A 17,639-nucleotide genomic window follows, 5' to 3' on the forward strand; every position below is an offset into this window, starting at 1 on the left:
GGGCTACCGGGCCGCGCCCCCCCCCCCGGCCGGCCGCCGCGGGGGGGGGGGGGGCCGCCGCCCGGCCGAAGGGAAAAGCCGCAGCAGCGTCAGTCGTTGAGGCAGGTTTCGCCGAACGCGGGGTTCAGCAGGCCGATCACGTCGATGGTGTTGCCGCAGACGTTGACCGGCACGTGGATCGGAACCTCGATCACGTTGCCGGACACCACGCCCGGGGAGTGAGCGGCGGCGCCGTTCGCGCCGCTGTCGGCGGCGGCCACGCCGGCGCCGCCGGCGACGGCCGCGACGGCGGCGGTGGACAGGACCAGGCCCTTCGCGATACGCGACATGGAGAGGTGCTCCTTGGGGTCGAAACAAACATCCGGGCGGATGCCCAGCGCCGTGTCAACGCGCGGCACCGGCTCGGGTTGTGCCGCCGAACGAGTGATCTCCCGGAAGCCCTCCTTCACCATTCCGACACACTTGCCCAGTTTCGACCGATTAGTGCGGTTAGCGGCTAGAGTTGCACATCTCCTGACTTACCCGTATTTGCATCACATCGCACTCTTCCCGCTCTTCCTGCTCTTCCCGTCTCCCCCTCCCTTCCCGAAAGGGCGAAGCCGGTCATGCGCAATCCCCTGGGCCCGCCGCTGCGCCGTGCGTCGGTGGGCGCGCTCGCCCTAGCCGCGATCTGGGCACCGGGCACCGCCCGGGCGACCGCTCCGGCCGCCCCGCCCTCCCCCGAGGCCCCGCGCATCCCCTTCGCCGAGCGCTATCACGTGGTGCAGCGAGGCGGCTTGACCCGCGCGGCCAACGCCTCCGTCAGCTGCCGTACGGCACTCGGACTCCTGGCCGAACCGCCCTGCTCGGCGGCCCGGGAGGGCCGGGTCCCGGCGGTGAACGGGAACTTCGACATGTTCTACGTCGACGTCGACGACGACCCGAACACCTACAACTCCTCACGCGCCGAGGTCCGGCTGCCGGAGGGCTCCCAGGTGACGTACGCGCGGCTGTACTGGGGCGGCAATCTGCTGGCCGGCGAGCACAAGCCGGCCAAGGACGACGGGCGGGTGCTGATCGCCGAGCCCGGCGGCCAGTACAAGGAACTGCTCGCCGACACGGTCGTGGGCCACCGGACGGAGGGCGGCGCGGACGCCTTCCAGGCCTCGGCGGAGATCACCGACCTGGTCCGGTCGAGCGGCTCCGGACTGTGGACGGTCGGCCAGGTGAACGTGGCCATGGGCAGGTCCGGGGCCGGCGCCTGGGGCGGCTGGACGCTGGTGGTGGCGTACCGGAACCCGGCGGAGCCACTGCGCACGCTCGCCCTCTGGGACGGCTTCGACTCCCTCGACCGGGCGGCGGAGATACGGCTGAACGGGCTACGTATCCCGCGTGGCGCCGGCGGCCGGGTGGGTCTGGTGGCCTACAACGGCGACCGGGGCGGCACCGGTGACTCGCTCACATACTCCCTCGCCGGTCGTGCCCCCACCCCGCTCGGTGACTCCGCCGACCCGGCCGACGACGTACTCAACTCCACGATCAACGACCCCGACCGGGTACGCGCCCGGCGTGAGCCGGCGTACGACAACACGCTCGGCTACGACTCGGATGTGTTCGATCTCGGCACCGGTCTCGCGCAGGGCGGTGACCAGCTGACCTTCGGGCTCGTTTCCCAGCGCGACGCGGCGTGGGCGGGCGCGCTCTTCGCCGCCGTGGACATGCAGTAGTGCGGCGCGTCTCCGCCCGCAGTCCCGAGCGCCCCCCGTGAGCGAGGAATACCGCGTATGCACCGATCAGCAACCGACCCTCGGCGACGGGTCATGCACCTGGCGCAACCCGTCGAGGGCGGGGTGGCCCGGGTGGTCCTGGACCTGACGAAGGCCCAGCTCACGGCCGGTCTGCGGGTCACGGTGGCCTGCCCCGGTGGTGAACTGGCCGAGGCCGCGCGGGAACTGGGCGCCGATGTGCGCGGGTGGTGCGCCGACCGGTCCCCGGGCGCCGGTCTCCGGGACGAGGTACGACGGCTCGGCCCGCTGCTCGACGAGGTGCGGCCGGAGCTGGTGCACGCGCACAGCGCCAAGGCGGGCCTCGCCGGCCGCCTGGCCGTGCGCGGCCGTGTCCCGACCCTTTTCCAGCCGCACGCCTGGTCCTTCGAGGCGGTCGGCGGGGTCACCGCCGCGCTGGCGCTGCGGTGGGAGCGGTGGGGAGCGCGCTGGGCGCACCGGGTGGTGTGTGTCAGCGAGGCGGAGCGCACGACCGGCGTGCGCGCCGGGATTCGTGCCCAGTACGCCGTCGTCCCCAACGGCATCGACACCGAGCACTTCACCCCGGGCGCCCCGAGCGCCCCGTACACCCGGGGCCCGTCCGGGCCCGGGGCACCCCTGGTCGTCTGCGTCGGCCGGCTGTGCCCGCAGAAGGGCCAGGACGTGCTGCTGCGGGCCTGGCCCGAGGTGCTGCGCCGGGTGCCGGACGCCCGGCTGGCGCTGGTCGGCGACGGACCGGACGACGAGGCGCTGCGCCGGCTCGCCCCCGCCTCCGTCGAGTTCACCGGCGCCGTCGCGGACGTCCGCCCCTGGTACCGGGCCGCCGACCTGGTGGTGCTGCCCTCGCGCTGGGAGGGCATGGCACTGGCCCCGCTGGAGGCGATGGCCTGCGGGCGGCCGGTGCTGGTCACCGATGTCGACGGCGCCCGCGAGAGCCTGCCGCCCGGGCACGCCGCGCACTGCCTGGTGCCGCCGGGACGGCCGGGCGCGCTGGCCGGTGCCGTCGCCGGGCTGCTGCTCGACCCGGAGCTGCGCGCGTCGCTCGGCGACCGGGGGCGGCGGCACGTCCAGTCCACGCACGATGTGCGGCGCACGGCGGAGGCGGTCGCGGGGCTGTACCGCGAACTCCTCGGCGGGCGGCCGCTCATGTCCTTTGAGTGCAGGGAGTCCATCCACTCGTGACCGCGGAAAGCACCGTCCCCTCCCCCGGCCCGCAGCCACGGGAGCACGGACTCTCGCCCGTCTCGGTCCTGCCGGCCCGCACCGCCGGAGGCTTCCGGTTCCCGCCGCGGCGGCCGCCCGCGCGGGCCGCCTCCCCGGCACCGCTGCTGGCCGCCGACCTGTGCGCCGCGCTGCTCGGCGCGGTCGCCCTCGCGCAGGCCGTGGGCCGGCCCGTCCTGGTCGGTCTCCTGGTGTCCGGGGCGATACTGCTGCGCCCGCAGCCCACCGGGCGGGTGGCCGGGATCCTGGACGAACTCCCGGCGGTCTGCGGCCGGATCGCCGTCGTCTGGCTGGGCCTCGCCGCCGCCGTCGCCGCCTGGTACCCGGACCGCGCGCTGCCCGCCCGCACCCTGCTGCTGGGCTGTGCCCTGCACGCGGCGGCGGCCTGTGCCGGCCGCGGTCTGGTGCACTGGCGCCGCCGCCTGGCCCTGCTGCGCCACCCGCGCGCCGCCCTGGTCATCGGCCCCGCCGCCACCGCCCAGCGGGTCGCCGCCGCCGTGCTGCGCCACCCGGGCTTCGGCGTACGGCCGGTCGGTGTCGTCGCCGACCACCCGGAGGGCCCCGAGGGGCTGCCCGTGCTGACCACCGGCGAGGAGGTCGAGCGGGCCCTCATCCAGAACGGGGTCCGAGCCGTCCTCACCGTCCACCCCGCCGTCCGCACCGAACAGGGCCCGCTGCTGCGGGCGCTGGCCGAGTCGGGCTGTGTGGTCTGGGAGGTCGACGCGGACTCACCGGCGTACGAGATGCGCGAGCAGCTCGCGGGGTTCTCCTGCCGCCGGCTCGAGATGCGCTCGCGGCGGCGCGGCAGCGTCGGCAAGCGGGTCCTCGACATCGTCGTCTCCGGGTCGGCGCTCGTCCTGGTCAGTCCGCTGCTCCTGGTGTGCGCGGCGGTACTGCGACTCACCGACGGACCCGGCGTGGTCTTCCGGCAGGAGCGCATCGGCCGGAACGGGCGCCCCTTCACCCTGCTGAAGCTGCGCACCCACCGCCCGGTCGACGCGCACGAGGCCGCGACGCGCTGGAGCGTGGCGGGCGAGAGCGAGATGAGCCCCTTCTGCCGGTTCCTGCGCCAGACGTCCCTGGACGAGCTGCTCCAGCTGTGGAACGTGCTGTGGGGCGACATGAGCCTGGTCGGCCCGCGCCCCGAACGGCCGTATTTCGTCGGCCAGTTCAGCCAGGCCTATCCGGGCTACGCGGCCCGCCACCGGATGCGGACCGGCATCACCGGACTCGCCCAGATCCACGGGCTGCGCGGCGACACCTCCATCGAGGACCGGGCCCGCTTCGACAACGCCTACATCGACAACTGGTCGCTGTGGCAGGACATCTGCATCCTGCTGCGCACCGCGGCCTCGCTCGTGCGCTCGACGGGGAGCTGACGATGAGCTTCGCACTCTCCCCGGCCAGGCCCCTGCGGCTGCCGCCGGTCCTCGCCGCGGCCGCCGTGCTCGCGGTCCTCGCCCTGCCGCTCACCCCGGCCGGCGGCGACAGCGGCGCCGGACCGGCGGACGCGGTGTCCGCGCTGGTGGTGCTGTACGCCGCGGTGCGGACGCTACGGGAACGGCGGCGGCCGCTGTCGGCGACGGCCGCGGTGGTGCTGGGCATGCCGGTGGTGGGCCTGGCCGTCGCGGCGGCCGGCGCGTCCTCCCCGGGGGCCGGGCTGACCGGCTTCGGCCGCTATCTCCAGGTGTTCGTCCTGGTCCCCGCCGCCGTACTGCTGCTGATCCGGGACCGTGCCGACTTCCGGCTGCTGGCCTGGTCGTTCGTGGGGCTCGCGGGGTGGCAGGGCACCGTCGGGGTGTACCAGTACCTCACCGGGACCGGGGCGTCGTACCAGGGCGAGGAGATCCGCGCGGTCGGCACGTTCGGGCCGCAGGACGTGATGGGCATGGCGACCGTGGTGTCGTTCGGCCTGGTCTGCGCGCTGGGGCTGGCGCTGGGCCGGTCACCGGTACGGCAGCGGGCGGCGGCGGGCGTGTGCGCGCTCGGCCTGCTGCTGCCGCTGGCCGTGTCCTTCAGCCGCGGGGCCTGGATCGCGACGGTGCTCACCTGCGGTGTGCAGCTGGCGCTGGCCGGGTTGCGGCGGGCACTGAAGGTGGCCGCGGTCGCGGTCGCCGCGGGCGTGGTGCTGGTGGGGGGCTTCGGGGTGGGTACGGCGATGCTCCAGGAGCGGCTCAGCAGCATCGGGCAGGTGACCGACGCGCCGGACCAGTCGGTGCTGGACCGCTACACGCTGTGGGCGGCGGCGACCGGCATGTGGCGCGAACACCCGGTCACCGGCGTCGGATTGAAGAACTTCCCGGCGTACCGCGACGGGCATGCCTCGCTGGCGCTGTCCTCCGGGAGCGACACGGAGGGGGCGGGGGCCGCGTTCCGCAAGCAGCCGCTGCTGTCGCCGCACAACATGTACCTGCTGGTGCTGAGCGAGCAGGGGCTGCTCGGGGCGCTGGCGCTGGCGGGCAGCTGGCTGGCGCTGCTGGTGTGCGCGGTGCGCGGGCTGTGGCGGGTCCGCGGCGGTGACGGCCTCGACTGTGCGCTGGTGGGGTGCGGGCTGCTGGTCTGGCAGCTCGTGGACTTCGCGTACGCGGACATCGGGGGGCCGTCGACCGTGCTGACGGCGGTGGTGTTCGGGGCGGTGGCCTGGTGGGCGCTGGTGGGGGCGGAGCGTTCGCCATGACGATGACGCCGTCCAGGACTTCGGGCGTGCCCGGGTCGCGGGTCGAGAGCGGGTCGGCGGGTGCCGAGCGCGCCCCCGCGGCGGAGCCGCAGACGTCACAGCCCCGCGCCCCTGACGGGGCGCCGTCCTCCCGCGGAGTGCTCGCCAAAGCCGCTCTGGTCACCGCCACCCTGTCCGTCGTCGGCTCGCTCCTCGGGCTCGTCCGTGACCAGTCGCTCGCCCGGCTCTTCGGCGCCGGGCAGGACACCGACGCCTTTCTCGTCGCCTGGACCATTCCCGAGTTCGCCGCGACGCTGCTCATCGAGGACGGGCTCGCCTTCGCGCTGATCCCCGCCTTCAGCCTGGCCCTCGCCCGGCGGGCGCAGGGGGCTCCCGGCGACCCCGTGCGGGCGCTGGTCGCCGGCACCCTGCCCAAGCTGGCCCTCGCCTTCGCCGCCGTCGGCGCCCTTCTCATCGGGGGCGCCCCGCAGCTCGTCGAGGTGCTCGCGCCCGGTCTGCGCGACCCCGGGCTCGCCGTCGACTGCACCCGGCTGACCGCGACCTGTGTGCTGACCTTCGGGCTGGCCGGGTACTGCAGCGCCGCCCTCCGCGCGCACCGGCGGTTCCTCGCGCCGGCCGCGATCTACGTCGCCTACAACGCCGGCATCATCACGGCGATGTTCGCCTTCGGCGGTGACTGGGGCGTGCGGTCGGCCGCGTTCGGGGTGGCGGCGGGGGGCTTCCTGATGGTCGCCGTACAGCTTCCGTCGCTGCTCGGGCAGTTGCGGCGCCGGGTCAAGGCCGCCGCCGGCGACCCGGTCGCCGAGGCGGAGCCGCTGAACGTCGTCCTGATGGCCACCGTGCTGCTGTTCGCGCTGTGCCGGCAGTCGCAGGTGCTGATCGAGCGGTTCCTCGCCTCGCATCTGCACTCCGGGGCGATCTCGCACCTCAACTACGCGCAGAAGGTCGCGCAGATCCCGATGACGATGTCCATGATGCTGTGCACGGTCACCTTCCCGGTGGTGGCCCGGGCGCTGGCCGAGGGCGACATCGAGCGGGCCCGGCGCCGGGTGGAGCGGGATCTGTCGGTGGCCGCGAGCGTCGTCCTGCTCGGCACCGCCGTGGTCGTGGCGTGTGCGCCGCAGCTCGTCCACCTCCTCTTCCAGCGGGGGGCGTTCACCGCGGCGGACACCGCGGCCACCGCCGGGGTGATGCGGGTCTACGCGCTCGGGCTGCTCGGGCAGACCATGGTCGGGGTGCTGGTCCGCTCCTACTTCTCGGCGGGCCGCGCCACCTGGTACCCGGTCGGCGCCATGGCCGCCGGGATCGCCGTGACCTCCTGGATGGGCGCGATGGCGGTGGACCGGTACGGCGTCACCGGCATCGCCGCCGCCAACGCCACCGGCATCACCGTCACCTCCGTGCTCCTGCTGTCCGGCATGGGCCCGCGCAGTGTCCCGATCCGTACCCGGCGGGTGCTGACCGAGCTGAGCCGGCCGGTGCGGGCCGCCGTGGTCGCCACGGTCGTCGGCACCTTCGTCGCCGGACAGCCCGCGGACCCGCTCACCGGTCTGGCGGCCGGCATCACCGCCGTGACCGCGATCTTCGTCCTGCTCGGCTGGGCGCTGGACGCCCAGGGCTTCGCACCCGCACTCCGTTCCGTAGGCACCGTCACCCGAAGGCTCGCGCATGCCGTCTTCCATTGAGTCCGCCGAGAAGATCAGACACCTGGCGGGCCCGGTCCCCTGGGTCGCCATGTACCACTCCGTGGGCGACTGCTCGGACGATCCGTACCGCGTCACCGTCACCCCCGACCGGCTGGCCGCCCAGCTGGGCTGGCTGCGCCGGCGGGGGCTGCGCGGGGTGTCGGTCGCCGAACTGCTCGCCGCCCGGGCCCGGGGAGAGGGGCGGCGGCTGGTCGGGCTCACCTTCGACGACGGCTACGCCGACTTCCTCGACCACGCCCTGCCGCTGCTCGACCGCTGGGGCTGCGGCGCCACCCTGTTCGTGCTGCCCGGGCGGCTCGGCAGCGACAACCGCTGGGACTCGCTCGGCCCGCGCAAACCGCTGCTCACCGCCGACGGGGTCCGGCGGGCGGCCGCGGCCGGCGTGGAGATCGGCTCGCACGGGCTCACCCATGTCGACCTGACGAAGGCCGACGCGGAGACCCTCAGGGCCGAGACCGCCGACAGCCGGGCCCTCCTGGAGGAGCTGATCCAGGCCCCCGTGGACGGTTTCTGCTACCCCTACGGGACCGTCGACCAGCGGGTCGTCGACGCCGTACGGGACGCCGGATACGGCTACGCCTGCGCCATCGACCCCGGCGACCTGAACGGCGTCCACACCCTGCCCCGGGTGCACATCGGCCAGAACGACCACGCCCTGCGCCTCTTCCTGAAGTACCGGCTGCACCGGCTGCGCCGCCGTCCCGTCAAGGGGCTCTGAATGAGGGCCCTGCATGTCATCACGGGGTTGGGGGTCGGCGGGGCGGAGCAGCAACTGCGGCTGCTGCTGCGCCATCTGCCCGTCTCCTGCGACGTCGTCACGCTCACCAACCCCGGGCCGGTCGCGCGCGCCCTGGCCGCCGACGGGGTGCGGGTGGTCCATCTCGGGATGGCCGGGAACCGGGACCTGGCCGCGCTGCCCCGCCTGGTCCGGGTCATCCGCCGGGGCCGCTACGACCTCGTCCACACCCACCTCTACCGGGCCTGTCTCTACGGCCGGATCGCGGCGCGCCTCGCGGGCGTGCGGGCCGTCGTCGCCACCGAGCACTCGCTCGGCGACACCCAGCTGGAGGGGCGCCGGCTGAACGCCGGGGTACGGGCGTTGTACCTCGCGGGCGAACGGCTCGGCCGGTCCACGGTCGCCGTGTCCCCCACCGTCGCCGAGCGGCTGCGCGGGTGGGGGGTGCCGGGGCCGCGGATCGAGGTCGTGCCGAACGGCATCGACCTGGAGCGGTTCCGCTTCGACCCGGACCGGCGGCAGCGCACCCGGGCCCGTCTCGGGATCCCGCAGGACGCCTTCGTGGTGGGCGGCATCGGGCGGCTGGCGCCCGGCAAGCGGTTCGACGTCCTGATCAGGGCGCTCGCCCACCTCCCCCAGGACTGCCGCCTGTTGCTGGTCGGCGGGGGTGCGGAGGAGGGGGCGCTGCGCCGGGCCGCCGAGGAGGCCGGGGTCGCCGGCCGGGTCCTGTTCGCCGGTGAGCGGCCGTACGTCTCCGACAGCCCGGCCGACCCGGACCTCCCGTCCCTCGCCTCCGCCATGGACGTACTGGCCTCGCCCTGCGCCGAGGAGGCCTTCGGGCTCGCGGTGATCGAGGCGCTGGCCGCCGGGCTGCCCGTCCTCTACAGCTCCTGCCCCGCCGTCGAGGACCTGCCGCCCGCCGCCGCCCCCGGCGCCCGCCGCATCGAGGGCGGTGCCCGTGCCTACGCCGAGGCACTGGCCGCCGCCCGCGCCGCCGGGCCCGGTCCGCGCACCGCGCCGGAGGCCGCCCGTCACTACTGCATCACCCGCAGCGCCGCCCAGCTCATGGACGTCTACGCGGCCGCACTCGCCACCACCCCTCAGGGAGCCAGTACGCCATGACCGAGAACACCACCAGGGCAGCCCGCCCCTTCGCCCGCGCCCGGGCGGTCCCGCCCTGGTCGCTGCTGGCGGCCGGGGTCGCCGCCGGCGCGCTGCTGGGCGGCGCCTACGGCGTGCTCACACCGCGCAGCTACACCGCGACCAGCTACGTCATCGCCGTCCCCGCCGACCGGTCCGACACCGCCACCGCGCAGGGCTTCGCGCAGGCCTACGGCCGGGTCGCCACCCAGCTCGCGGTGCTCGGGGACGCCCAGGTGTGGGCCGGGGTGCCGGTGAACACGCTGCGGGAGAGCGTGCGGACGGAGACCTCGCCGGACGCGCCGATGGTCGCCGTCTCGGCCACCTCGCCGCACGCCCTCCAGGCCGCCGACATGGCGAACGCGGTGGCCCGCTCGCTCACCCAGCACGCCAACGACACCAAGGGCGACACGCACGTCGAACTCCTCCAGTTCTCCCGGGCGCTGAAGCCGACCGCGCCCACCTCGGCGTCCCCGAAGATGACCGGCCTGGTGGGCGCCAGCGCGGGCGGGCTGCTGGCCGGGCTGGTGCTGCTGGTGCGGCCCCGGCGCCACGAGGACGACCACGCTCCGCAGGCCTCCGTGCCGGGACCTGCCGTCGCCGCCGACGTGCACGGACAGCTGTGACGGCGACGGCCTACCCGACGCTCGCCGCGCACACCACCGAACTCGTCACCGACGAGGGCACCTTCGCCGGGCTGGCCCCCGCCTGGGGCCGTCTCTACCAGCGGTGCGGCACGGCCACCCCGTTCCAGAGCCACGCCTGGCTGCACTCCTGGTGGCGCTCGTACGGCGTCCCGGGCCGGCTCCGCCTGGTCCTGGTGCGTCACGGCGGTGAACTGGTCGGCGCGGCCCCGCTGATGCTGGTGCGCCGGCCGCTGCCCACGCTGGTGCCGCTGGGCGGGGCGATCTCGGACTACACGGACGTGCTGCTGGCCGACGCCGACGACGGCCGGGCGGCGGCCGCGCTCACCCAGGAACTCGCCCGGGCGGCGCGGACGGCGCTGATCGACTTCCGTGAGGTGCGTCCGGGCGGTGCGGTGGAGCAGGTGTACGACCGCTGGCGCGGGCCGTGCCGGAAGGTGCCCGACTCGCTGTGCCTGGAGCTGCCCGCCGTGTCCATGGACGAGCTGGTGGCCCGGCTGCCGTCCAACAAGGCCCAGCGGGTGCGCGCCAAGCTGCGCAAGCTGGGCTCGCTCGGGGTGCGCCGGGACGTCGTGGGTCCGGAGGGTGTCGACACCGCGCTCGGGCGGCTCCTCGAACTGCACCGGCTGCAGTGGCAGGAGCGGAAGGTGACGACGGAACACCTCCAGTCGCGGTTCCGGGAGCATCTGGTGCGCTCGGTGGGGCCGATGGTGCGTTCCGGGGACGCGGTGGTCACCGAGTTCCGGCTGGACGACGAGGTGGTCGCCGTCGATCTGACCCTGCTGTCGCCGAGCCTGGCCGGCGGCTATCTGTACGGGGCGCATCCGCAGTTGCGCGAGCGCAAGGCGGACGTGGCGGTGATGCTCCTGGACGCCTGCGCCCAGCACACCGGCGCCGGTGAGCGGGGCGCGCTGAGCCTGCTGCGCGGGAACGAGCCGTACAAGCACCACTGGCGGCCCCAGCCGGTCGCCAACCAGCGGCTGCTGCTGGCCCGGCGCCGCACCGCACCGCTGCTGACGGCGGCGCTGTGCGACGCCGCCGCCCGGCAGCGGGTCAAGGAGGTGCGGCACCGGTGGAAGGAACGGCAGCAGGACTAGCTCCGCGTGCGCGACCACCAGTCGAGGCGGACGCAGAGCTTCCCGCCGAGCCAGTACTCGACCCACTCGCCCAGGTCCATCGGCGCGCAGCCGGCCGGGGGCGTGGTGCCGGGAACGGGGGTCGGAGTCGGGGTCGGTTTCGGGGTCGGGAGGTCCGGGGTGGGTACCGGCGTCGGGGTCGCGGTGTCGGTCCGGCCGGAGAGGGCCGAGCGGTAGACCCGCGAGGAGCGCGGGTTGTCCGAACACTGCCAGACGCCGTGCGGGCAGTAGTCGGTCAGCGTGTTGTACAGCGGCTTGTGCTCGTCCATCCAGGTGAGCATCCGCCTCATGTATTCGGCGTTGTCACCGTTGCGGAAAAGACCCCATTCCGGATAGGAAACGGGTTTCCCGTGGGCCTTCGCGAAATCGACGTGCTGCTGAAGTCCGTAAGGCTCCCGGACCTGTTCGTCGAAGGAAAGACCGGTCGGCTGGTCGTAGGAATCCATGCCGACGACGTCGACCGTGTCGTCCCCGGGGTAGCACTCCGTCCACGGAACGGCGTCGCGGCCCCGGCTCGGCGTGAAGTCGAACCGGAATTTCTGGCCCGGCACCGCACGCATGGTGGTGACGATTCTCTTCCAGTACTTCTTCCAGGCCTCCGGGTCCGGCCCGCAACGATGGGTGTAGGTAGTGCCGTTCATCTCCCAGCCGAGCACGACGACCGTGTCCGGCACCTCCAGCTCCACGAGCCGCTCGGCCAGGGCCCGGAAGTGGTGATCGAACAGCCCGGCGGCGCCCTGCGCCAGCAGCGACCGGACCTCGGCGTCCCCTACGTGGTCCTCGTTGCGCTCCTGCATGGGCACGTTGAGGACGAGCATCCGGTCGTCCTTCTCCCGCCGCCAGTGCGCCCAGACGTCCAGGAAGCCGGGTGCGCCCTCGATGTCGGCCCAGCGGTTGCCGGGCAGATACGTGTGCGCGACCTTCAGCTCGGTGCCGCCGAGCCAGCCGCTCAGCTGGGCCATGCGGGCCACGCCCAGCGGCCCGGAGTCCAGAAAGGCCCCGAAGGCCGGCGGCGCCGCCCTCGCGGGGGCGGGGCTCACCGGTGCCGGTGCGACCACCGCCGGACTGGCCGGGACCGGCAGGGGTGCCGCCGACGCCGGGACGGACGTCGTGGGTGTCGGAGCCGGAGTCGGGTCCGTGACCAGCGCCACCTCCGCACCCGCGGCGAATCCCGGACCGGTCGCCAGGGTCGCCGAGGCGACGACGACCGCCGCCACCGCCGCGACCACAGCCCGCCGGTGCGACCGGGACCTCGGCCGCTTTCGCTGCTGTGGAGCCATGCCTGCTCCTTTCTCCACCAGTTCTCGTCAGTTCTTCTCGTCCGCTCGCACGTTCGTTGAGGAAGTACCACTTACTGACACTCAGTCATATCAATATGAATACCGCCAGTGCGGCTGCGGCTTTCGGGTGCGCCGAACGCCCGCACGGGTGAACCGAGGCAAAGGAAAAGGTCCGTGTCGCTGCTAGACATCCGGGTTCCCGCGGTTCTGCTGCGGATCGACCGGAATCCCTTTCACCACGGCACCCTCGGGGCCGTGCGCTCGCTCGGCAGAGCCGGCGTGGACGTCCATCTGGTCGCCGATTCCACCGGCAGTCCGGTCGGCAGGTCGCGATTCGTACGGCAGCTGCATCCGCCGCCGGCGCCGGGTGCGTCCGCCGCGGAGATCGTGGCCGTGCTGCGCCGGGTGGCGGCGCGGATCGCCCGTCCGGCGGTGCTGATCCCGATGGACGACGCGAGCGCGATCGCGGTCGGCCGGCTCCGCGAGGACCTCGCGCCCGCCTACCTGCTGCCGCATCAGCCCGCCCTGCTTCCCGAACGGGTCGCCGACAAGGCCGAGTTGGCCCAGGTGTGCGCGGCGGCCGGGATCCCGCACCCGCAGACCCTCGTCCCGGACAGCGCCGAGCAGGCCGCCGCCGCCGTCTGGCGGCTCGGGCTCCCGGTGGTCGCCAAGTGGAGCCGGCCCTGGCTGGTGCCGGCCGGGTCCGGGCTGCGCAGCACGGTCGTGGTGCGCTCGGCGCGGGAGGCGCGGGAGCTGTTCCTGCGGGCCGACGAGGCGGGCAGCAGGCTGCTGCTCCAGGAGTTCCTGCCGCCGGGCCCGGACCGCGACTGGTTCTTCCACGGCTACGCCGACCGCACCGGGGCGGTACGCGCGGGCGGCCCCGGCCGCAAGCAGCGGTCCTGGCCGCGCGGGGCGGGCCTGACCGCGGTCGGCCTGTGGACGCCCAACCCGCAGGTCCAGGGGCTGGCCGAACGGCTCACCGGCGAACTGGGCTTCCGGGGCATCTTCGACCTGGACTTCCGGCGCTGTGGCAGCACCGGCCGCTACCACCTCCTCGACTTCAACCCCCGTCCGGGCGCCCAGTTCCGGCTCTTCACCGACAGCGCGGGCCTGGACGTCGTACGCGCCCTGCACCTGGATCTGACCCACCGCCCGCTGGCCGCCGGGGCACCGCTGGCCGGGCGGGCGTTCGTGGTGGAGAACTACGCGCCGTTGAGCGCGCTGCGGCCGGCCCCGCGCGGGCGCGAGCTCGCCTGGAGCGCCCCGGACGACCGGGGGCCGGGCCTGGCGATGTGGGCGCTGTGGTGCCGGCATGTGGCGGGCCGGCTCCTCGGCCGGCTGCGCCCCGGCACGGCCCCGGTCCCGCCGCCGGCCTCCGTCGTGGTCCGCCAGGCCGGGGAACCGGCCGGGGAACGCCGCCCGGCGGTCCTGGACGAGGAACTCTCCGGAGTGTCCGGTGCCGCCAGCCTGTCCGGTCTGCCCGACCGGTCCGACGACGAGAAAGCGAGCAGCTGCTGATGTACGACCTGCTGGTGGTGGGCGCGGGCCCGTACGGCCTGTCCATCGCGTCCCACGCCGCGGCAGCGGGGCTGAACGTGCGTGTCTTCGGCCGCCCGATGGCGTCCTGGCGCGACCACATGCCCCGCGGGATGTTCCTCAAGTCCGAACCCTGGGCCTCCAACCTGTCGGACCCCGAGGCGCGTTGGCGGCTGGACGTGTACTGCGCGGGCCGGGGGGTCGAGGCCCGGCACGGGCGGCCGATCCCGCTGGACATGTTCACCGAGTACGGCCTGTGGTTCGCCCGCAACGCCGCCCCGCCCGTCGACGAACGCACCGTCACCCGCATCGCGCCCCGCGCCGGCGGATTCGACGCGACGACGGAGGACGGCGAGACCCTGCACGGCCGGACCGTCGCCCTCGCCGTCGGCGTGCTGCCGTTCGTCGAGATCCCGTCCGCGCTGCGCGGCCTCTCCCCCGAGCTGGTCTCGCACAGCAGCCACCACGCCGCCCTCGACCGCTTCCGGGGCCGGGACGTCACGGTGATCGGCGGCGGCCAGGCGGCCCTGGAGACCGCCGCACTCCTCGCCGAACAGGGCAGCAGGGTGCGGGTGCTGGTGCGCGCGGAAGAGCTGTACTGGAACGAGGTGCCGCCGCCCTGGGAGCGCCCCTGGTGGCAGTCGGCGCGCGCCCCGCACAGCGGCCTCGGCCCCGGCTGGCGCAACTGGTTCTACTCCGAGCGCCCCGGCCTGTACCGGCGGCTCGCGGAGCCGACCCGGGCGCGGATCGCGGCCACGGCCCTCGGCCCGGCCGGCGCCTGGTGGGTGCGGGAGCGGGTGGAGTCCGGGGTGGAGGTACTGCTCGGCCGCGAGGTGACGGCGGCCCGGGCCACCGCGGGCGGGGTACGCCTGGACACGGAGACGCGCGGCGGCGGGGTGGGCACCCTGGAGACCGAACACGTCATCGCGGCCACGGGGTTCAGGGCGACCCGGGAGCGGCTCGGGCTCCTGGCCGACGACCTGCGGACGACGCTGGTGACCGGGGCCGACGGGGCGCCGGAGGTCGGCCGGGACTTCGAGTCGTCCTACCCCGGGCTGTTCCTGGCCGGTCTGATCACGGCCGCGGGCTTCGGCCCGGCGATGCGCTTCGTGCACGGCGCCGGCTTCACCGCGGGCACGCTGGTGCGCGGGGTACGGCGGCGGCTGCGCTCGGGCCCGGCCGGCTGGGGCCTCGATGCGGACCACCGGGAGCCGGCACCGGACACGGTACGGAGCTGACGGACGCGGGTGCCGGAGCCTTCAGGAGGCGTCCGGCACCCGGCGGGACGGACCGGCCCTAGGACCGGCGGGACGAGGCTCGGCCTCGTCGGTACAGCATCGTCCCGCCCGCGATCAGTGCGGCGCTGGCGGCCGAGGCCGCGAGCATGGCCTCACGGTCACTGCCGGTGTGCGGCAGGGTGGGCGGCGTTCCCTGGTGGTGTCCGCCGCCGGGCGGAGGTGTCGGGCTCGGCGACGGGGGCGTCGTCCGGCTGGGCGGCGGGGCCGTCCGGGTCGGCGGCGGAGGTGTCGGGGTCGGCGACGGGGGCGTCGGGGTCGGCGGGGGCGGAGTCTCGCCGCAGGGGGGCGAGGTCTCGCCGCCGTAGGGGGGCGGGGTGGTGCCGGGCGAGCCCTCGGCGCCGTAGCCCGAGTCGCACTCCGTACTGCCGTAGCCCGAGGTGTCGGCGCCAAGGTCGCCGTAGGACGTCTCGGGTGCGCGGTTGTCGGGGTGCTCGTCCGCATCCGACTCGCTCGCGCAGGAGTTGCCGAAGGCCGCATTCAACGCGGCCACCACGTCGACCGAGTTTCCGCACACGTCGACCGGCACGTTCACCGGGACCTGGACGTTGTTGCCGGACACGACACCCGGTGAACCGCCTGCGGTCCCGGTCGCGTCCGTGTCGGCGAACGCGGGACCGGCGTACAGGGACAGCATGCCGGCCGCGGCGGCGGCCAGGACCATTCCCCTGCTGAGGGTCTGTCGCAATCTCGTTGTCTTCCTGCTCAGAAGTGGAAAAACCGGCCTCGGAGCGCGGATGCGAAAGATCGACGGTCCGAGGCCGGCCGTGACACAGCCGGACGGCTGGTGCGCTGCGCTGAGGTCGTCAGTCGTTGGCGCAGGGGGTGCCGAACGCGGGGTTCAGCAGCGCGATGACGTCAACGGTGTCGCCGCAGACGTTGACCGGAACGTGGACCGGAACCTGGATCGCGTTGCCGGAGATGGCGCCCGGAGAACCAGCGGCAACAGCCCCGGCACCCGAGTCCGCGAAGGCCGGAACGGCAGCGCCCAAGGCCAGGATTACACCGGCGGCGACAGCAGCGGTCTTCTTCATGAACTTTCCCTTCTCTGCGGTCATGCCCGTATGACGGCCGAAACCGAGCGAGCACAGCATGAATGGCTCGCACCATGACCGGCAGACTGTAGAACGAGAAATAGGCAGCCGAAGAAACTACGGAACGCGCGCCGTCAGGTAATTCACTCGAACGCCTTCACAGCAGGAATTGGTTGATCGCAACGAAATCCGCCCGGGCGGCGTGTGAACGCACGCCGCCCGGGCGGATTCCACGAGACCGGGGTCACTGGTTGGCGACGCCGTTGGCGGAGAGGGCCGCGATGTCGTCCAGGACGTGCGACAGCGGCTCGTCGCCCTTGGCCTGGGTGGAGTTCTCGACGCACTGCTGGTTCTGCGGCGCGGACAGGACGTTGATGTCCTGGACGTCGATCGGGACGGCGCCGAGGATGGCCTGCACGTTCCCCTTGACGGGCAGACCGACGCACAGCTTGTTCAGGGAGCTCTGGACCAGCGTGGCCTGCGGGCTCATCTTGCCCTTGGTCACCTGGTTGCCGAACTCCGACTTGGCTCCGTTACCGCTGGCGGAGGTGGTGCCGTGGTCGTTGCCGGTGGCAAGCGCCTGGGGGGCTGCCGCCGCCGACACACCTACGACGGACGCGGCGACCGCCACCGCGGCCATTGCCTTCTTCAGCATTTCGCTATTTCCTTTCCCGGCTTTACGCCAAGACGGACGTTCCTGCCCGGCATCAACCGCCCGCACCCGGAATGGTTGCGGCAGGCACGCGGTACGTCACCCGATCGGACCGGTGCCCCGTCCGGAATTCCCGTGAGAACCGGCCCGACGGCGGGGTCGGGCATTGCCGGATCCTGGGCCATCGGGGTGAAGGGGAGCAACCAATGGGATCGCATGCAGTTGACCAGAGAGCTCCGGTCGACGGGGTGTCCTCAGAAGGGAATTGACAAGTGATCAAGAAGGTCCTGGCCGCCACCGCTGTCGCAGCCTCCGTTGTCGGCGCCACCGCTGCGGCCGCCTCGCCCGCCCTGGCCACCGGCAACGACCGCGGCACCACCTCGGCGAGCGGCAACGGCGCCTCGCAGGCGTTCGGCAACTCCGCCACGTACGGCAACATGAGCCCCCAGCTGGCGCTGATCCAGGGCTCCTTCAACAAGCCGTGCATCGGCCTGCCCGTCAAGGGGAACGTGCAGGGCCTCGTCGGCGCCGTCCCGATCAACGTCCAGGACATCAACGTCCTGTCCGCGCCGCAGAACCAGCAGTGCGTCGAGAACTCCACCCAGGCCAAGGGCGACGAGCCGCTGTCGCACATCCTGGACGACATCGCGGCCCTGTCCGCCAACGGCACCGCCAACCAGTAGTACCGACGCCTTCCGGGCCCCTGTCGGGGTGCTCTCGGCCGGCGGGCCGCCGGCTTCCCGGCTCCCCGCCGGCCTGCGTCGTTTCCGGGACATCCGCACCCGTCGGGGCGCTCGTCGCCTAATCGGACTGCGCTGCTCCAATGGGAGCAAAGCACGC

The 17,639-nt window shown here is 73.9% G+C and carries 17 protein-coding genes; 12 read left to right on the top strand and 5 right to left on the bottom strand.

Annotation, left to right across the window (positions count from 1 at the left end):
- Nucleotides 1-89 precede the first annotated feature (89 nt).
- On the bottom strand, nucleotides 90-329 hold the full coding sequence (locus tag ACFWXC_RS50395; protein WP_384490607.1) for a chaplin: 240 nt from the start codon (nucleotides 327-329) through the stop codon (nucleotides 90-92).
- A gap of 276 nt (nucleotides 330-605) precedes the next feature.
- On the opposite strand from ACFWXC_RS50395, the gene ACFWXC_RS50400 reads away from it, so the two are divergent.
- From ACFWXC_RS50400 to ACFWXC_RS50440, 9 genes are read left to right on the top strand one after another with little or no spacing between them, the layout of a single operon-like run.
- Nucleotides 606-1,706: a DUF3344 domain-containing protein gene (locus ACFWXC_RS50400; RefSeq protein ID WP_384490609.1), complete on the top strand. Its 1,101-nt coding sequence runs from the start codon at nucleotides 606-608 to the stop codon at nucleotides 1,704-1,706.
- Nucleotides 1,707-1,763: 57 nt separating this feature from the next.
- Nucleotides 1,764-2,924 (top strand): glycosyltransferase family 4 protein, encoded by a 1,161-nt coding sequence (locus tag ACFWXC_RS50405; RefSeq protein WP_384490611.1) that lies wholly within the window; start codon nucleotides 1,764-1,766, stop codon nucleotides 2,922-2,924.
- Nucleotides 2,921-4,342 carry an exopolysaccharide biosynthesis polyprenyl glycosylphosphotransferase gene (locus ACFWXC_RS50410; protein ID WP_384490613.1) on the top strand — a complete coding sequence of 474 codons (1,422 nt, stop codon included), beginning with the start codon at nucleotides 2,921-2,923 and terminating at the stop codon, nucleotides 4,340-4,342. Before ACFWXC_RS50405 ends, ACFWXC_RS50410 begins: the two co-directional genes overlap by 4 nt.
- Nucleotides 4,343-4,344: 2 nt before the next feature.
- Nucleotides 4,345-5,640 carry an O-antigen ligase family protein gene (locus ACFWXC_RS50415; protein ID WP_384490616.1) on the top strand — a complete coding sequence of 432 codons (1,296 nt, stop codon included), beginning with the start codon at nucleotides 4,345-4,347 and terminating at the stop codon, nucleotides 5,638-5,640.
- 2 nt (nucleotides 5,641-5,642) lie between these two features.
- Nucleotides 5,643-7,325: a murein biosynthesis integral membrane protein MurJ gene (murJ, locus tag ACFWXC_RS50420; protein WP_384490654.1), complete on the top strand. Its 1,683-nt coding sequence runs from the start codon at nucleotides 5,643-5,645 to the stop codon at nucleotides 7,323-7,325.
- The gene (locus tag ACFWXC_RS50425) at nucleotides 7,309-8,064 is read left to right on the top strand and encodes a polysaccharide deacetylase family protein (RefSeq protein WP_384490618.1); all 756 of its coding nucleotides are present in this window, start codon (nucleotides 7,309-7,311) and stop codon (nucleotides 8,062-8,064) included. Before murJ ends, ACFWXC_RS50425 begins: the two co-directional genes overlap by 17 nt.
- A complete protein-coding gene (locus ACFWXC_RS50430; RefSeq protein WP_384490620.1) occupies nucleotides 8,065-9,204 on the top strand; it encodes a glycosyltransferase in 1,140 nt (379 codons plus the stop codon). It begins immediately after the preceding gene.
- Complete coding sequence (locus ACFWXC_RS50435) at nucleotides 9,201-9,848, top strand: lipopolysaccharide biosynthesis protein (RefSeq protein ID WP_384490621.1); 648 nt, start codon at nucleotides 9,201-9,203, stop codon at nucleotides 9,846-9,848. The genes ACFWXC_RS50430 and ACFWXC_RS50435 overlap by 4 nt, the downstream gene beginning before the upstream one ends.
- Nucleotides 9,845-10,963: a GNAT family N-acetyltransferase gene (locus ACFWXC_RS50440; RefSeq protein WP_384490623.1), complete on the top strand. Its 1,119-nt coding sequence runs from the start codon at nucleotides 9,845-9,847 to the stop codon at nucleotides 10,961-10,963. Before ACFWXC_RS50435 ends, ACFWXC_RS50440 begins: the two co-directional genes overlap by 4 nt.
- Here the strand turns inward: ACFWXC_RS50440 and ACFWXC_RS50445 are convergent.
- Entirely contained in the window at nucleotides 10,960-12,282 is a 1,323-nt protein-coding gene (locus tag ACFWXC_RS50445) for a glycoside hydrolase family 26 protein (protein ID WP_384490625.1), read from the bottom strand. The genes ACFWXC_RS50440 and ACFWXC_RS50445 overlap by 4 nt on opposite strands.
- Nucleotides 12,283-12,456: 174 nt before the next feature.
- Here ACFWXC_RS50445 and ACFWXC_RS50450 point away from each other — a divergent pair, with 174 nt between their 5' ends.
- Both ACFWXC_RS50450 and ACFWXC_RS50455 read left to right on the top strand, forming a co-directional pair.
- Entirely contained in the window at nucleotides 12,457-13,800 is a 1,344-nt protein-coding gene (locus tag ACFWXC_RS50450; protein WP_384490627.1) for an ATP-grasp domain-containing protein, read from the top strand.
- Nucleotides 13,800-15,056, top strand: coding sequence for an FAD-dependent oxidoreductase (locus ACFWXC_RS50455; protein WP_384490629.1), 1,257 nt, complete (start codon nucleotides 13,800-13,802; stop codon nucleotides 15,054-15,056). Before ACFWXC_RS50450 ends, ACFWXC_RS50455 begins: the two co-directional genes overlap by 1 nt.
- 58 nt (nucleotides 15,057-15,114) lie before the next feature.
- Here the strand turns inward: ACFWXC_RS50455 and ACFWXC_RS50460 are convergent, their stop codons facing one another.
- The 3 genes from ACFWXC_RS50460 to ACFWXC_RS50470 form a co-directional block, all read right to left on the bottom strand.
- Entirely contained in the window at nucleotides 15,115-15,801 is a 687-nt protein-coding gene (locus ACFWXC_RS50460) for a chaplin (protein WP_384490631.1), read from the bottom strand.
- Nucleotides 15,802-15,919: 118 nt separating this feature from the next.
- Nucleotides 15,920-16,171, bottom strand: a complete 252-nt coding sequence (locus ACFWXC_RS50465; RefSeq protein ID WP_384490656.1) for a chaplin — start codon at nucleotides 16,169-16,171, stop codon at nucleotides 15,920-15,922.
- A gap of 220 nt (nucleotides 16,172-16,391) precedes the next feature.
- Nucleotides 16,392-16,802 (bottom strand): rodlin, encoded by a 411-nt coding sequence (locus ACFWXC_RS50470; protein ID WP_384490633.1) that lies wholly within the window; start codon nucleotides 16,800-16,802, stop codon nucleotides 16,392-16,394.
- 269 nt (nucleotides 16,803-17,071) lie between these two features.
- On the opposite strand from ACFWXC_RS50470, the gene ACFWXC_RS50475 reads away from it, so the two are divergent.
- A complete protein-coding gene (locus ACFWXC_RS50475) occupies nucleotides 17,072-17,482 on the top strand; it encodes a rodlin (protein ID WP_384490635.1) in 411 nt (136 codons plus the stop codon).
- The last annotated feature ends 157 nt before the right edge of the window (nucleotides 17,483-17,639 follow it).

It is taken from the genome of Streptomyces sp. NPDC058683, assembly GCF_042716195.1.
Lineage (GTDB): Bacteria > Actinomycetota > Actinomycetes > Streptomycetales > Streptomycetaceae > Streptomyces.

Coding starts and splice junctions, on each gene's coding strand:
- ACFWXC_RS50395 (WP_384490607.1), bottom strand. CDS start 329: ATGTCGCGTATCGCGAAGGGCCTGGTCCTGTCCACCGCCGCCGTCGCG.
- ACFWXC_RS50400 (WP_384490609.1), top strand. CDS start 606: ATGCGCAATCCCCTGGGCCCGCCGCTGCGCCGTGCGTCGGTGGGCGCG.
- ACFWXC_RS50405 (WP_384490611.1), top strand. CDS start 1,764: ATGCACCGATCAGCAACCGACCCTCGGCGACGGGTCATGCACCTGGCG.
- ACFWXC_RS50415 (WP_384490616.1), top strand. CDS start 4,345: ATGAGCTTCGCACTCTCCCCGGCCAGGCCCCTGCGGCTGCCGCCGGTC.
- murJ (WP_384490654.1), top strand. CDS start 5,643: ATGACGCCGTCCAGGACTTCGGGCGTGCCCGGGTCGCGGGTCGAGAGC.
- ACFWXC_RS50425 (WP_384490618.1), top strand. CDS start 7,309: ATGCCGTCTTCCATTGAGTCCGCCGAGAAGATCAGACACCTGGCGGGC.
- ACFWXC_RS50430 (WP_384490620.1), top strand. CDS start 8,065: ATGAGGGCCCTGCATGTCATCACGGGGTTGGGGGTCGGCGGGGCGGAG.
- ACFWXC_RS50435 (WP_384490621.1), top strand. CDS start 9,201: ATGACCGAGAACACCACCAGGGCAGCCCGCCCCTTCGCCCGCGCCCGG.
- ACFWXC_RS50445 (WP_384490625.1), bottom strand. CDS start 12,282: ATGGCTCCACAGCAGCGAAAGCGGCCGAGGTCCCGGTCGCACCGGCGG.
- ACFWXC_RS50455 (WP_384490629.1), top strand. CDS start 13,800: ATGTACGACCTGCTGGTGGTGGGCGCGGGCCCGTACGGCCTGTCCATC.
- ACFWXC_RS50465 (WP_384490656.1), bottom strand. CDS start 16,171: ATGACCGCAGAGAAGGGAAAGTTCATGAAGAAGACCGCTGCTGTCGCC.
- ACFWXC_RS50470 (WP_384490633.1), bottom strand. CDS start 16,802: ATGCTGAAGAAGGCAATGGCCGCGGTGGCGGTCGCCGCGTCCGTCGTA.